Here is a 12,248-nt window from a genome sequence, read left to right as displayed (position 1 = left end):
ACCGGGAGCCGCCCGGCCGAACCCGGCGGCGCGGCCGGGGCCTACCGGCGGCCGGCGGACGAGGGGCCCCGCCACGCGGAGGGGTTCCGGGAGTTCCGGCGCGGCTGGCGCAGAGTGTCCTTGCGGACGTCGCCCTGCTTCTGGCGGCGCTTGCGCATGAACAGCCATCCCGCCCCGAGGGCGACCATCCCGAGGGGCGTCTTGGACAGCCAGCGGGTCGCCACGAGCTGCAGAATCCTCTTCATCTTCTCCCTCTTCCCGGTAGCCTCCGCCCCCTCTACCCAGGCCCCCGCCGCCCATGCGGGGTGACGCTCCCGGCCGTCCGGCGTGGATCCTTGGATTCGGCGGCGGCCGGGTGTCCGGACCGGGGCGGCGGCTCCGACGTATCCGGCGGAAGGCACCCGAGGGGGTGCCGGCGGAGGAGGAGAAGACGATGAAATACATGATCATGCTGTACGGCTCGCAGCGGGACTACGACACCCTGTCCGGCAAGGACTCCGGCGACCGGCCGGGCTGGACCGCCGAGGAGGTCGCGGCGATGCACGAGTTCATGGGGGCGTGGAACGCCGAACTGGCCGAGTCGGGCGAGTTCGTCGACGCCCGGGGCCTGTCGGCCCCCGTGCACGCCAGGAGGGTCGAGCTGCGGGACGGCGTCCCCGTCGTGACGGACGGGCCGTACGCCGAGACGCAGGAGGTCATCGCCGGATACACGATCGTCGAGTGCGCGAGCTTCGACCGGGCGACCGAGATCGCCGCGCGGCTGGCCCGCACCCCTGCCCCGGAGGGGGCGACGCTGGACCACGCCTGGTACGTGGACGTGCGGCCGCTCGACGACGGTCCCGGCGAGTTCGACGCGTAACGGCGGACGCGGTAGACGGGATCGGTGGGCGGCATGGCGGCTCCGGCACACGGAGGAAGATCATGAGAGGTCCGGCGCGGGGCGGCGGCCGTGGCCGGTGACGGTGTGGAGGACCTGCTGCGCCGGGAGGCGCCGCAGGTCCTCGGCGCGCTGGTGCGCCGCTACGGGCACTTCGACACCGCCGAGGACGCGGTGCAGGAGGCGCTGCTCGCCGCCGCGACCCGGTGGCCCGCCGACGGCGTCCCGGACAACCCGCGGGGCTGGCTGATCACGGTCGCCTCGCGGCGGCTGACCGACCTGCTCCGCGCCGAGCAGGCCCGCCGCGCCCGCGAGGACACCGTCGTCCGGTGGACGCTTCCGGAGGACTGGCTGACACCCCCCGCGGACGCCGGGACGCCGGACTCCGACGACACGCTCGTCCTGCTGTTCATGTGCTGCCATCCGGCGCTGTCCCCGGCGTCGCAGATCGCGCTCACCCTGCGGGCGGTCGGCGGCCTGACCACGGCGGAGATCGCGCGGGCGTTCCTCGTGCCGGAGGCGACGATGACCCGGCGCGTCAGCCGGGCCAAGCAGCGCGTCCGGGACAGCCGCGTGCCCTTCGGCCCGCCGTCGGCCGCTGACCGGGACGGGCGGCTCGGCGCGGTCCTGCACGTCCTCTACCTCGTCTTCACCGAGGGCTACGCCGCCCCCTCCGGGCCGTCCCCGGACCGCGCCGGCCTGTCCGCCGAGGCGATCCGGCTGACCCGCATGGTCCACCGGCTGCTGCCCGGCGACGGCGAGGTTGCGGGGCTGCTGGCGCTGATGCTGCTCACCGAGGCGCGCCGTCCGGCGCGGACGGGCCCCGACGGCGCGTTGATCCCCATGGCCGAGCAGGACCGGGACCTGTGGGACGCCGGGCTCGTCGCCGAGGGCGTGTCACTCGTCACCGGGGCGCTCTCCCACCGCAGGCCGGGACCGTACCAGTTGCAGGCGGCGATCGCCGCGGTGCACGACGAGGCGCCGAGCGCCGGGGAAACCGACTGGCCGCAGATCACGGCGCTGTACGAGCTGCTGCTGCGGATCTCCGACAACCCGGTGGTGCGGCTGAACCACGCCGTGGCGGTGGCCATGGCCCGCGGCCCCCGCGCCGGTCTCGACCTGCTCGCGCCGCTGGAGGACGACGAGCGGATCTCCGGGGACCACCGGCTGCCCGCCGTACGGGCCCACCTGCTGGAGATGAGCGGCGACCGCGCCGCGGCCCGCGCCGCCTACCTGGAGGCGGCCTCCCGCGCCACCGGCTTCCCCCAGCGCCGCCACCTCCACACCCGCGCCGCCCGCCTGACGGACGACTGATCCACGGTGGTGTCCCTTTTCGGGCCGGGTCGACGGATGATTCGTCAGCTCCACCTGGGCCGACGGCTTCGGCCCAGGTGGAGCTGTGATCCCAAAGAGTCAGATGTCCGGATCTGGTCCCCGGCTCCGACGTCCCCGCTGAGCGGCACCCGGAAGGGGTGCCTTTTCCGGAAAGAGGAGATATCGGTGCGAGACAGGCTGCTGATGTGCGGGGTGATCGCCGGTCCGCTGTTCCTGGCGACGGTCCTGGTCCAGGCGCTCACCCGGGAGGGGTTCGACGTGACCCGCCACCCGCTGAGCCTGCTGAGCCTGGGGAACGCGGGGTGGGTCCAGATCGCGAACTTCACGGTGACCGGCGCGCTGTACGTTGCCTGCGCGGCCGGTCTGCGGCGGGCCCTGCGGCCCGGCCGGGCCGGCACCTGGGGGCCGCCGCTGATCGGCGTCCTCGGCGTCGGTCTGGTCATGGGCGGGGTCTTCCTCACCGACGCGGGCGCCGGGTTCCCGCCGGGCGCTCCGGCCGGGGCGCCCGAGATCACCTGGCACGGCGCCCTGCACGGCGCCGGGGCCATGGTGGCGTTCACCGGGATGAGCGCGGGCTGCCTGGTCTTCGCCCGCCGGTTCGCCGCGCTGCGCCGGTGGGGGTGGGTGACGGCGTGCGCGGCGACCGCCGTGGCCGTCCTCGCGCTGAGCTCCTGGCCCGACCCGGAGGGCATGAGCGTACGGCTCCTGCTCGCCTCGGCGATCCTCTTCGGCTTCGTGGCGGCCCTGGCGGTCCGCGTGACGCGCGGCCTCCCGGACGCCCCCGCCCACCGGCGGACCGTCGCCCGGCGGAAAAGCCCGGTCCTTCGCACCTGACACAGTCGGCGAACTCCTCGGCTCGGCCCCCTTCCCCGGTGACTCCACTGAGGCTTTTCCAACCTGATCGGGCTGATCAGCAGGAGAGAACCGGGACGGGTTGGCATGAGAAGAGGCTCTTGGCAGCTCGTACGCCCGGGTCTGACCCCATGAAGACCAGTAGGCTCCTGGTTGCCGTATGTGCCGGTTGAGCGGTCTTTTGACGGCTCGGATCATGTGTGGAGGGATCCCGGTGATGATGATCAGCCAGCTCCTGATCGCCGGACTGTTGTCACCGAACCTGCCCGTACAGGCACAGCCGCCTCTCCTCCACGTGATGACGTGGAACGTCTGTGCGGGCACCAACGCCGGGTGCGCGCTCTTCCGCCGCTCGAACGCCGAGCTGGCCTGGCACGTGGCAGTGCTGGCGACCGAGGCGGACGTGGTCTTCCTTCAGGAGTTCTGCACGGGCGCCGACGCCGACCTGGAACACGAGCTCGAACGCCGTACCGGCCGGAATTGGAGCGTCCGGTCGGCGGGGCTGATGTATCCGGACGGTTCTCCGTACCAGTGCCTGCCCGACAGAAACGGCAGGCCACGCGGGGTGCTGAGCGTCACCCTGGCCGTGGCCGGAACGGACACCGGCCTCGTCGTGCACGCGCTGACCTCGCCGCCGTGGGGAGCCCGCAGGTACGCCGTCTGCACGACCGACCGGACGTTCTGCACCGCGCACTTCTCGTCGGGATCGAGCTACGACGACAGGCAGAAGGGCAGGCCCTACCGGCACATCCAGTTGCGCGAGCTGTTCAAGCTCGGCCGGGGTGTGATCGGTGGCGACCTCAACCTGGTGCCGCGCGACGCCGCCGCGGCCTACAAGGGCCGCGACGAATGCGACCCGCGCCGGCGCTGGACCTACGTGACCCGCAAGCGGAAGATTGATTACGTGTTCGCCGGCGAGGGCCGCGTACGGAAATGCTTCGTCGATTACGCCCGGAGCACGTGGTCTGATCACGTCCCGCTGCACGCCTGGGTGAGAGCAGGATCAACGCCGCCTGCACCACGTTGAGCCGGCCCGGCACCAGGTTGTTCATCATGCCCTACCAGCGAAACGCGGATTTGCGCATCCATCTCACCGGCCAGGGACGAATTGGGATGCGCCCTCACTGATTCACCGGGCTGGAGTCGTTCCCCAATGCCGGGTCGGCGCGTGTACCGGCGACGTCGATTTCACAGCGATCCTAAATGAGACTCATCCCGACGACGGTGCCCGCCCCGGCGTCGCCGCTTAACCCTTCGAGCCCGGATTCCAGTCCTGGACGAGAAGTCCCAGCAGCACCTCGTCCAGGAACTCGCCCATCACCCAGGCCGAGGAGCGCAGCACGCCCTCGCAGACGAAGCCGTTGCGCTCGGCGGAGCGCAGCATCGCGGCGTTGTCCGCCAGCGTCTCGATCTGCAGCCGCCGCAGGCCGCGCACGACGAAACCGTAGTGGCACAGCACCGCGACCACGTCGGTGCCGTAACCCTTTCCGCGGGCCGACGGCAGCAGCCCCAGCCCGATGTGCGCGGACCGGTTGTGGTCGTCGATGCCCCACAGCGTCGCTGCCCCGACCAGCGTGCCGCCGTCCAGCTCCACCACGGAGAACGGGACGTGCCCTTCCTCCTTGTCGTCCACCACGAACTGCGAGTGTTTCGAGCCGGGCGTGATCGGCCGCCACGGCCGGCCCGCGGACCGGGAGGCGTTGACCACATCGTCGTGGAGCTCGGTCTGCAGGATCGGGATGTCGTCCTCGCGCCGGGCCCTGAGCCCGACCTTGTCACCTCTCAGCACGCAGGCTTCCTATCGGACCGGGCCGTCCGGCGGCAAACCGAGCTTCTCCGCCGGCCCAGCGAGACAGCCGAGCGGTTGTCACGGGTGCGCGCCGTACGGCTGCGCCGGCGTGATGCCGATGACCTCGTCCTCATGACCGCCGAGCGCGTGGAGGGCGAGAACGAGGTGATCGACCTCACCGCGAGGCTTCTCGCCGCCCTCTTCCGGGACGAGGCGGGTGGCGCCGAGATTCTGCGACGCGTGCTCCCGGACGTCCTGCCCTGGACACGGTTCCTCCCCGCGCCGGCTGTGGAGGAGTTTCTGGCCTCTCTCAGTGAGACCGCACCCGCCGCCGCCAGCCTGGGCAATCTCGCCCCGGTCACCCAGCTCCTCGTGGAGTGGCGGCACACCGCCGAGATCCACGCCGATCCTCGGCTCCTCGCGGCTCTCACCGCACCACGCGGGAACGACTTCGGCCCGGTCCCCCGTCCGAAACCGTCCGCGGGCGGCTTCCACAGTGACCACCCGCTTGACGCGGAGGAGATCGACGCCGAGCTCGCAGGGCGCTTCGGAACGTGACGGCCACCGGGAACCGGACCTGTCGGCGAGACCGGCTCGACGGCTCTGTCAGGAGGCGGGGAAGTCGAACTCGCCGTCCTTGACGCCGCCGACGAACGCCTCCCACTCGGCGCGGGTGTAGACGATCACTGCGTCATCGGGATGACGGCTGTGCCGTACGGCGACGCGGCCGCTGCCGTCCGGCAGAGGGCCGGCCTCGACGCACTGGCCACCGCCATCGGCGCTACGGGTGCTGATGTACCAGGCGACGCCCGCCAGTTCCTCCGGGATGATCACCGAACGGTTCCTCGCTCGTCCGACCCGGTTGACCGCGTTTCGGAGAACGGTCGCCGAATCTTCTGGAGTAAGTGCGACATTACGCAATGAATCGTACGCTCGGGTGAAGACCTCGGCCCCTTCCGCTTCGGTGTAGACGGCACCTCCCCGGGTCTCCACATAGGTCGCATCCGAGTAAGGCTCCGGCATGTCGAAAATCGCGAAAGATCCTTCGGGGCTGGCGTGTGCCCCTATGGCGAACGGAAGAACCCGGAGGGTCACGTTCGGCCTCGCCATGACCTCCAGCAGACGTTCCATCTGATCGGCCATCACTCCCGGACCGCCGGTCAGGCGATGCAGTACGGCCTCGTCCAGGACGATCTCCAGCCTCGGGCCCGTCTCGGCGTCGAGCACGCGCTGCCGATCCATCCGGAACTCCACCCAGCGCTCGATCTGCTCTCCGGAGGCGTCCGCGTCACCCGCCGAGATGACCGCGTGCGCATAGTCCCGGGTCTGGAGGAGCCCGGGAACGACCATCGCCGCATAGCAGCAGATCGTCTTCGCGCGGGCTTCGAGCCAGGCGTGGTCGAACAGCTTGCCCAGGGAGTCGGCGGCGTAGCCGTCCCACCAGCCCTTCCGCCAGATGTCCCGGCTGAGCTGCTCCAGCCCGCTTCGGACCTTGTGGTCGTCGACGCCGTACAGGTTGAGGAGTGCCAGCACATCGGACGCTCTCGCCGGGATGACGCCGGTCTCCAGGCGGCTGATGGTGGCGATGTCCCGCTGAAGATAGTCACCCGCCTGCCGGAGGGTCAGCCCGGCCGACTCCCGGTACTCCCGCAGATGCTTGCCGAGCCATTGCGCCCGCAGCGTCGCCCCACGCCTGCCAGCCATCACATCTCCCCTCGAACATCTCTTTACTCGGTCACAATGGAGAAATTTTGGACAAAGTAAAAAAGCTTTTAAGCAAACTTGCGCGGCTCGAATTTCGATGTCACGCCACCAAAGCAATGACGGTCACGAAAGGTGATCACGCAAAAGCCAAGAGTAAGATATCGGCGGAGAATGGGGCTTTCCCGCCTCCGCCGGGTCCCGAATCGGGAGGGAGCACCACACCACGGACCGCCACACCACGACCGAAGGCCCGCAGAACCCGGCTCCGCAGGCCGGAGAAGGTCGCCACCAGGGTCCGGAGCCGGAGTGCGCACGCGCGCCGATCAACGATCTCCTACGGATGTTCGCCCTGGTCAGGATGCACGAGGATCCCGACGGGGTAAAGGATCATGAGCGGGTGGTGGCGTACGGGCTGGAGCTGCCGGACGGCACGGCGGCGACCGTCGGCGCGGACGGTCACGGGTTCGGCAGCTGGACGAACGCCGAGCGCGCCGCCCTGCGCCTCGACTCCGATCTCGTCTGGCTCGGCGGCGGCGAGAACTGATGCGCGGACGCCGCGACGAGACGGCTCAGAAGTCGGCGCGCCACTCGTACCAGGGGCCGCGCAGGTGCGTGTAGCCGCCCTCGTGGCGGTGCGGCGGGCCGCCCGGGGGACTCCAGGCGAAGCCGTGCGTGCCCAGGAATCCGGTGTTCCTGACCATGAAGATCACATCGCCGTCCACCCGCCTGGCGTACACGGGGTAGAGCCCCACCCACCCCTCGTGGTAGGCGGGCCCGTTCCCGGCCGTCATCTTCTGGGCCAGACGCTCCAGGCCGGGTTCGGACAGGGCGAACCGCACGTCGTAGGGGACGTGGAAGCCGATGAGCGCGGCGGTCACCGCCCCCATGGCCGGCAGCGCGGCCCAGCGCGCCCGATGCCGGAGCAGGCCGGGGCGGCCCTCCTGCCGCAGCAGCCCCGCCAGGAAGCGCGGCACCCAGGCGACGGCCAGGGTGAGGCCCAGCAGGATTCCGGAGCCCACCTCCGTCAGGTGGCCCCCGGGTGCGCTGGCGCCGTACAGCAGGCAGGCGCAGGCGAACGCGGCCAGCGGGATCATCATGAGACCGGGGGGACCGGTGAACATCCGCCCGAGCGAGACACGAACCGGTACGGCGCGCCGCGGCCGGACGGCGTCTCCGGTGACGGAGGAAGCGTCCTCGGGTGCGGAGGAGGCGTTCTCCGGCGACAGCGGGACGTTTCCCGGCGGCCGGGAGGTGTTTCCGGGGGTGCGGGGGGCGTTTCCGGGCATGCCGCAATCTAGCGCGGCGGTGATCACATGGCGAGACGGATCCGGTGTCGGCGGGGGCGGACACGGACGAGGCGGGGGCGGACACGGACGACGGCCGGCCCCGTATCGGCGGGCCCGCGCCGGTGAGGCGGATCCGGCGTCGTCGGGGCCGGGCGCGGAACGGACCCGGACGTGGAAAGGCGCCCCGGCGGCCGGGGCTCCCGGGAGTGCGCCCCGGCCCTGGCCGGGCCGGAGCGCCGGTGACGTGCCGGACGGATCCGGCGCGGAGAGGCGGTCTAGCGCTGGGCCTCCAGCATCCAGTGGTGCTTCTCCAGGTCCTGGGTGATCGTGATGAGGATGTCCTGGGTCACCGGGTCCGGCTCCTCGGTGGCGGCGACGCGCTCGCGCATCCTGCGGATCATGGACCCGAGGATGTCCGTCATCGCGGCGACGACCTTGCCGTCGTTGATGTAGCCCGCTTCCATCTGCTGCAGCTCGTTCGTGTTGGCCAGCGTGGACGGCCGGCCGTCGGGGTTGCATCCCAGGGCCACCGCGCGCTCGGCGACGGTGTCGGCGTGCTCCCGGGCGGCCGCGACGATCTCGTCGAGCTGCAGGTGCAGGGAGCGGAAGTTGTGACCGATCACGTTCCAGTGCGCCTGCTTGCCCAGGAGCGAGAGGTTCAGCAGGTCGACGAGCGAGCCCTGGAGGGTCTCGCCGACGACCTTCTTGTTCTCGGGAGTGAGCGGGCTGGTGATCGTGGACATGAGATATCTCCCCGTTTTGGCTTTATGTCCCTCTCTGTCGGAAACGGCCATACCCATCGAAGCGCTCCTTATGTTGACAGTGTCATGATGACAGTGTCACTGTAGGGGCATGGAGGCCATGGAGTGGACGATCGGTGAGCTGGCCGAGCGGGCGACGACCCTGCTGGGTCCCACCGCCCAGCTCAGCGGGCGTGTCCGGGACGCGCCCAACGAGCGCCTCATCCGGTGGTACGCCACGATCGGGCTTCTCGACCCGCCCCTGACCCGCAGGGGCCGCGTCGCCCTGTACGGCAGGCGCCACCTGCTCCAGCTCGTCGCCGTCAAGCGGCGTCAGGCCGAGGGCCGGACCATCGCCGAGATACAGGCCGAACTGGCGGGTGCCACCGACCGGACGCTGGAGGCGATCGCCGAGATCCCCGAGCCACCGGCCGCACCGCCCGTCCCACCACGTCCCGCGCGCCCGCGCTTCTGGGCCGAGCCACCCGCCGCGACCGGCGCCGGGGCCACCCCTCCCCCGTCGCCCGCCGCGCCGCCTGGTGCACCGCCGGGCATCCCGCGGTCACCCACCGGCCGGCCGCCCGTCACCGCACCCGCCCCTCCCCCGCGCCCGGCGACGCCCGGGACCGCCGGGCGGTCCCTCCGGCGCGCACCCCATCCCGCCGGGGCACGACCCGCGCCGCTCCCTGAAGCCGGGCCGCCTCCCTCCCCTCCCGCCGCCGCGAGGCCGCCGGCACCGGACGCGCCCGCCGGGCCGTCCACCGCGCCGGGACCGCGAGCACCCGCCCCGCCCCCGGGCGGGCCGCAGGCCGTGGCCGTCCACGGCGTACGGCTCGCACCGGGCGTGACGCTGCTGCTCGACGGCGGCCGCGCGCCCTCCCCGGACGACCTCACCGCGATCGGCGCCGCCTCCCGGGCGCTCCTCGCGGTCCTGCGTGAACACGACCTCGTCCCTCCGGAAGGAGAGCAGTCATGATCAGCTCGATAGGAACGCTCAGCCCGGAGGAGTACGCGCCGGTACCGGACACCGGGCTGGGCGCGCTCGAAACCGAACGTGGCAACCTGCCGCTCGAGGCCGTGGACGTCACCGCCGCGGTGTCCGGGCTGGTCGCCGGGGCCGAGGTGACCCAGGTCTTCCGCAACCCGCACGACGTCGCACTGGAGGCCACCTACGTCTTCCCGCTGCCCGACCGGGCCGCCGTCACGGCCTTCCGGATGGAGGCCGACGGCCGGGTCGTCGAGGGGATCCTCAAGGAGCGGGGCCAGGCCAGGGCCGACTACGACCGGGCCCTCGCCGAGGGCAGGCGGGCCGCGATCGCCGAGGAGGACCGGCCCGACGTCTTCACCATCCGGGTCGGCAACATCGTGCCCGGCGAGCGGGTCACCGTACGCCTGACGCTCAGCCAGCCGCTGCCGTACGAGGACGGCGCCGCGACCTTCCGCTTCCCGCTGGTCGTGGCTCCCCGTTACATCCCCGGCGCCCCTCTCGACGGTGAGCGGTCCGGCGACGGCCGGTCCCCGGACACCGACGCGGTCCCGGACGCCTCCCGGATCTCGCCCCCGGTGCTGCTGCCCGGTTTCCCGGCCCCGGTACGGCTCTCGCTCTCGGTCACCGTCGATCCCGCCGGGCTGGAGCTGCGGGAGATCCGTTCCAGCCTGCACGCGGTCCTCCAGGAGGACGGCGGGGAGGGCGTCACGGTCAGCCTGCGGCCCGGCGAACGGCTGGACCGCGACTTCGTCCTGCGCCTGGCCTTCGACGCCTCGACCTCCCTGACGCTGGTCCCCGACCCGGCCGGACCGGCCTCCGGAGCGCACGAGCCGTCCGCCGGTGCGGACGGGGCGGGCGCCGGTGCGGACGGGGCGGGCGCCGAAACGGCCGGACAGGTCCCCGGCGCGGACGGAACGCCATCCGGCACGACCGGCACGGCCGGAGCCGCCGATACGGCCGAAGCCGCCGGAGCGTCCGGGGGGACGTTCACGCTGACCGTCGTGCCCGGACCGTCCCCCGCCGCGACCGGCCCCAAGGACGTCGTGCTCGTCCTCGACCGCTCGGGCAGCATGGGCGGCTGGAAGATGGTCGCCGCCCGGCGGGCCGCCGCCCGCATCGTCGACACGCTCACCACCGGCGACCGGTTCGCCGTGCTGTCCTTCGACCACGTGGTGGAACGGCCGCCCGGACTGGGCGAGGGGCTGGTGGAGGCGACCGACCGCAACCGCTACCGGGCGGTCGAGCACCTGGCCCGGCTGGAGGCGCGCGGCGGCACCGAGATGCTGTCCCCGCTGGAGGAGGCCGTCGCGCTGCTGAACGGCCGTCCGGAGCCCGTGTCCCCCGGACGTCCCGGCGCGACCGGAGCGTCCGGGGACCCCGCCGGGTCGGCAGGCGCCGTACCGGCCGGGTCGGCCGACCGCGTCCTGGTCCTGGTGACCGACGGCCAGGCCGGCAACGAGGACCAGATCCTGGAGCGGATCGGCGGCGGTCTGGCGGAGACGCGGGTGCACACGGTCGGCATCGACCGCGCGGTCAACGCCGGGTTCCTCGGCAGGCTGGCCGGGCTCGGCGCGGGCCGCTGCGAGCTGGTGGAGTCGGAGGACCGGCTGGACGAGGCGATGGAGCACATCCACCGCAGGATCGCCGCCCCGCTGGTCACCGACCTGTCCCTCGATGCCGACGGGCTCGACGTCGTCCCGGACACGACCGGCCGCCTCGGCTCGATCCACCACGGCGTGCCGCTGACCGTCCACGGCCGGTACCGGGGGGACGCCGCCGGGGCGCTGACCGTCCGCGGGCTGGACGAGGCCGGGCGGCCGTGGGAGCGCAGGGTCACCGGCGTCCGCGGCGGCAACCCGGCCGTGCGGGCGATCTGGGCACGCGCCCGGCTGCGCGAGCTGGAGGACCGCTACGCCGTCGGGGACCGGTCGCTGGAGGAGGAGATCGTGGCGACCTCCCTCGGGTACGGCGTGCTCTGCCGGTTCACCGCCTTCGTCGCGGTCGACTCCAGGGTGGTCGCCGAGGGCGGTCCGGAGCACCGCGTGATCCAGCCGGTGGAACCGTCCTCGGGCTGGGAGAACGCGGGCGGCGCGCCGATGGCGATGATGCAGGCCGCGATGCCCATGATGCCCGCCGCCGCCTCCGGGCCGATGCCGGCGCCCGGCGGCCCCGCCCCGTCAGGCCCTCCCCTGGCCTTCGCTCCCGCCCCGGGTTCCGCTTCCGCCCCCGGCTTCGCGCGCGCGATGGGCGCCCCGCCGAGCGGCCCTCCGAGCGGTACGGCGGGCCGCCCCGGCTCGCCCGCCCGCGCGGCGAAGGCTCCGGCCCCGCGGGCGTCCGGTACGGCCCGGCGGTCGGAGACGCTGCGGGTCCGGCTCGGCGAGGAGCTGGAGCGGCTGCGCGCCGCGGAGTCCCTCCCGGCCCCGGCGAAGCTGCGCTACCTCGACGACCTGGGCAGCCGTCTCGCCGCCCTCGCCGCGTACCTGGGCGGTCACGCCGAACTCACGGCCCTCGCCGAGGAACTGCAGGCCGGCGGCGACCCGGACGCGCTGTGGCGCAGAGCCGTCGAGGCGCTGTCCGCCCTCCGCGACCCCGGCGGCTCCGGCGGCTCCGGCGGCTCCGGCGGATCGGGTGAGCCGGGCGGACCCGGCAGGCGCAGGCCGTTCTGGAAGCGCTGAGG

The 12,248-nt window shown here is 72.7% G+C and carries 13 protein-coding genes; 8 read left to right on the top strand and 5 right to left on the bottom strand.

Features of this window, described 5'->3' with window-relative positions; all coding sequences use genetic code 11:
* Positions 1-41: 41 nt before the first annotated feature.
* Positions 42-245 carry a DUF6203 family protein gene (locus tag AB0D67_RS14950; RefSeq protein WP_362934433.1) on the bottom strand — a complete coding sequence of 68 codons (204 nt, stop codon included), beginning with the start codon at positions 243-245 and terminating at the stop codon, positions 42-44.
* Positions 246-433: 188 nt separating this feature from the next.
* On the opposite strand from AB0D67_RS14950, the gene AB0D67_RS14945 reads away from it, so the two are divergent.
* From AB0D67_RS14945 to AB0D67_RS14930, 4 genes are all read left to right on the top strand, one after another.
* Entirely contained in the window at positions 434-859 is a 426-nt protein-coding gene (locus tag AB0D67_RS14945; RefSeq protein ID WP_362934429.1) for a YciI family protein, read from the top strand.
* Between the two features lie 90 nt (positions 860-949).
* Entirely contained in the window at positions 950-2,191 is a 1,242-nt protein-coding gene (locus AB0D67_RS14940; RefSeq protein WP_362934426.1) for a DUF6596 domain-containing protein, read from the top strand.
* Between the two features lie 186 nt (positions 2,192-2,377).
* Positions 2,378-3,046, top strand: coding sequence for a DUF998 domain-containing protein (locus AB0D67_RS14935; RefSeq protein ID WP_362934423.1), 669 nt, complete (start codon positions 2,378-2,380; stop codon positions 3,044-3,046).
* 235 nt (positions 3,047-3,281) lie between these two features.
* Positions 3,282-4,091 carry an endonuclease/exonuclease/phosphatase family protein gene (locus AB0D67_RS14930; RefSeq protein ID WP_362934420.1) on the top strand — a complete coding sequence of 270 codons (810 nt, stop codon included), beginning with the start codon at positions 3,282-3,284 and terminating at the stop codon, positions 4,089-4,091.
* Between the two features lie 219 nt (positions 4,092-4,310).
* Here the strand turns inward: AB0D67_RS14930 and AB0D67_RS14925 are convergent, their stop codons facing one another.
* Positions 4,311-4,853 (bottom strand): GNAT family protein, encoded by a 543-nt coding sequence (locus AB0D67_RS14925; RefSeq protein ID WP_362934417.1) that lies wholly within the window; start codon positions 4,851-4,853, stop codon positions 4,311-4,313.
* Positions 4,854-4,928: 75 nt separating this feature from the next.
* Between AB0D67_RS14925 and AB0D67_RS14920 the strand changes: the two genes are divergently transcribed.
* Complete coding sequence (locus AB0D67_RS14920; RefSeq protein ID WP_362934414.1) at positions 4,929-5,411, top strand: hypothetical protein; 483 nt, start codon at positions 4,929-4,931, stop codon at positions 5,409-5,411.
* Between the two features lie 48 nt (positions 5,412-5,459).
* Here AB0D67_RS14920 and AB0D67_RS14915 read toward each other — a convergent pair whose 3' ends face one another.
* A complete protein-coding gene (locus AB0D67_RS14915; RefSeq protein WP_362934411.1) occupies positions 5,460-6,557 on the bottom strand; it encodes a Scr1 family TA system antitoxin-like transcriptional regulator in 1,098 nt (365 codons plus the stop codon).
* A 340-nt stretch (positions 6,558-6,897) separates the two neighbouring features.
* Here AB0D67_RS14915 and AB0D67_RS14910 point away from each other — a divergent pair, with 340 nt between their 5' ends.
* Positions 6,898-7,101, top strand: coding sequence for a hypothetical protein (locus tag AB0D67_RS14910; protein ID WP_362934408.1), 204 nt, complete (start codon positions 6,898-6,900; stop codon positions 7,099-7,101).
* Between the two features lie 25 nt (positions 7,102-7,126).
* Here AB0D67_RS14910 and AB0D67_RS14905 read toward each other — a convergent pair whose 3' ends face one another.
* Together AB0D67_RS14905 and AB0D67_RS14900 are read right to left on the bottom strand one after the other, a co-directional pair.
* Positions 7,127-7,843, bottom strand: coding sequence for a hypothetical protein (locus AB0D67_RS14905; protein ID WP_362934405.1), 717 nt, complete (start codon positions 7,841-7,843; stop codon positions 7,127-7,129).
* A gap of 275 nt (positions 7,844-8,118) precedes the next feature.
* Positions 8,119-8,586, bottom strand: a complete 468-nt coding sequence (locus AB0D67_RS14900) for a DNA starvation/stationary phase protection protein (protein WP_362934402.1) — start codon at positions 8,584-8,586, stop codon at positions 8,119-8,121.
* A 109-nt stretch (positions 8,587-8,695) separates the two neighbouring features.
* On the opposite strand from AB0D67_RS14900, the gene AB0D67_RS14895 reads away from it, so the two are divergent.
* Positions 8,696-9,559, top strand: coding sequence for a MerR family transcriptional regulator (locus AB0D67_RS14895; RefSeq protein ID WP_362934399.1), 864 nt, complete (start codon positions 8,696-8,698; stop codon positions 9,557-9,559).
* On the top strand, positions 9,556-12,246 hold the full coding sequence (locus AB0D67_RS14890) for a VIT domain-containing protein (protein ID WP_362934396.1): 2,691 nt from the start codon (positions 9,556-9,558) through the stop codon (positions 12,244-12,246). The genes AB0D67_RS14895 and AB0D67_RS14890 overlap by 4 nt, the downstream gene beginning before the upstream one ends.
* Positions 12,247-12,248 lie beyond the last annotated feature (2 nt).

This window comes from Streptosporangium sp. NPDC048047, from assembly GCF_040653115.1.
Taxonomy (GTDB): Bacteria; Actinomycetota; Actinomycetes; order Streptosporangiales; family Streptosporangiaceae; genus Streptosporangium.
Note: the sequence above shows the minus strand (reverse complement) of the source record. Positions and strands in the feature narration are given on the sequence as shown.

Coding starts and splice junctions, on each gene's coding strand:
- AB0D67_RS14945 (WP_362934429.1), top strand. CDS start 434: ATGAAATACATGATCATGCTGTACGGCTCGCAGCGGGACTACGACACC.
- AB0D67_RS14905 (WP_362934405.1), bottom strand. CDS start 7,843: ATGCCCGGAAACGCCCCCCGCACCCCCGGAAACACCTCCCGGCCGCCG.
- AB0D67_RS14950 (WP_362934433.1), bottom strand. CDS start 245: ATGAAGAGGATTCTGCAGCTCGTGGCGACCCGCTGGCTGTCCAAGACG.
- AB0D67_RS14895 (WP_362934399.1), top strand. CDS start 8,696: ATGGAGGCCATGGAGTGGACGATCGGTGAGCTGGCCGAGCGGGCGACG.
- AB0D67_RS14910 (WP_362934408.1), top strand. CDS start 6,898: ATGTTCGCCCTGGTCAGGATGCACGAGGATCCCGACGGGGTAAAGGAT.
- AB0D67_RS14900 (WP_362934402.1), bottom strand. CDS start 8,586: ATGTCCACGATCACCAGCCCGCTCACTCCCGAGAACAAGAAGGTCGTC.
- AB0D67_RS14930 (WP_362934420.1), top strand. CDS start 3,282: ATGATGATCAGCCAGCTCCTGATCGCCGGACTGTTGTCACCGAACCTG.
- AB0D67_RS14915 (WP_362934411.1), bottom strand. CDS start 6,557: ATGGCTGGCAGGCGTGGGGCGACGCTGCGGGCGCAATGGCTCGGCAAG.
- AB0D67_RS14890 (WP_362934396.1), top strand. CDS start 9,556: ATGATCAGCTCGATAGGAACGCTCAGCCCGGAGGAGTACGCGCCGGTA.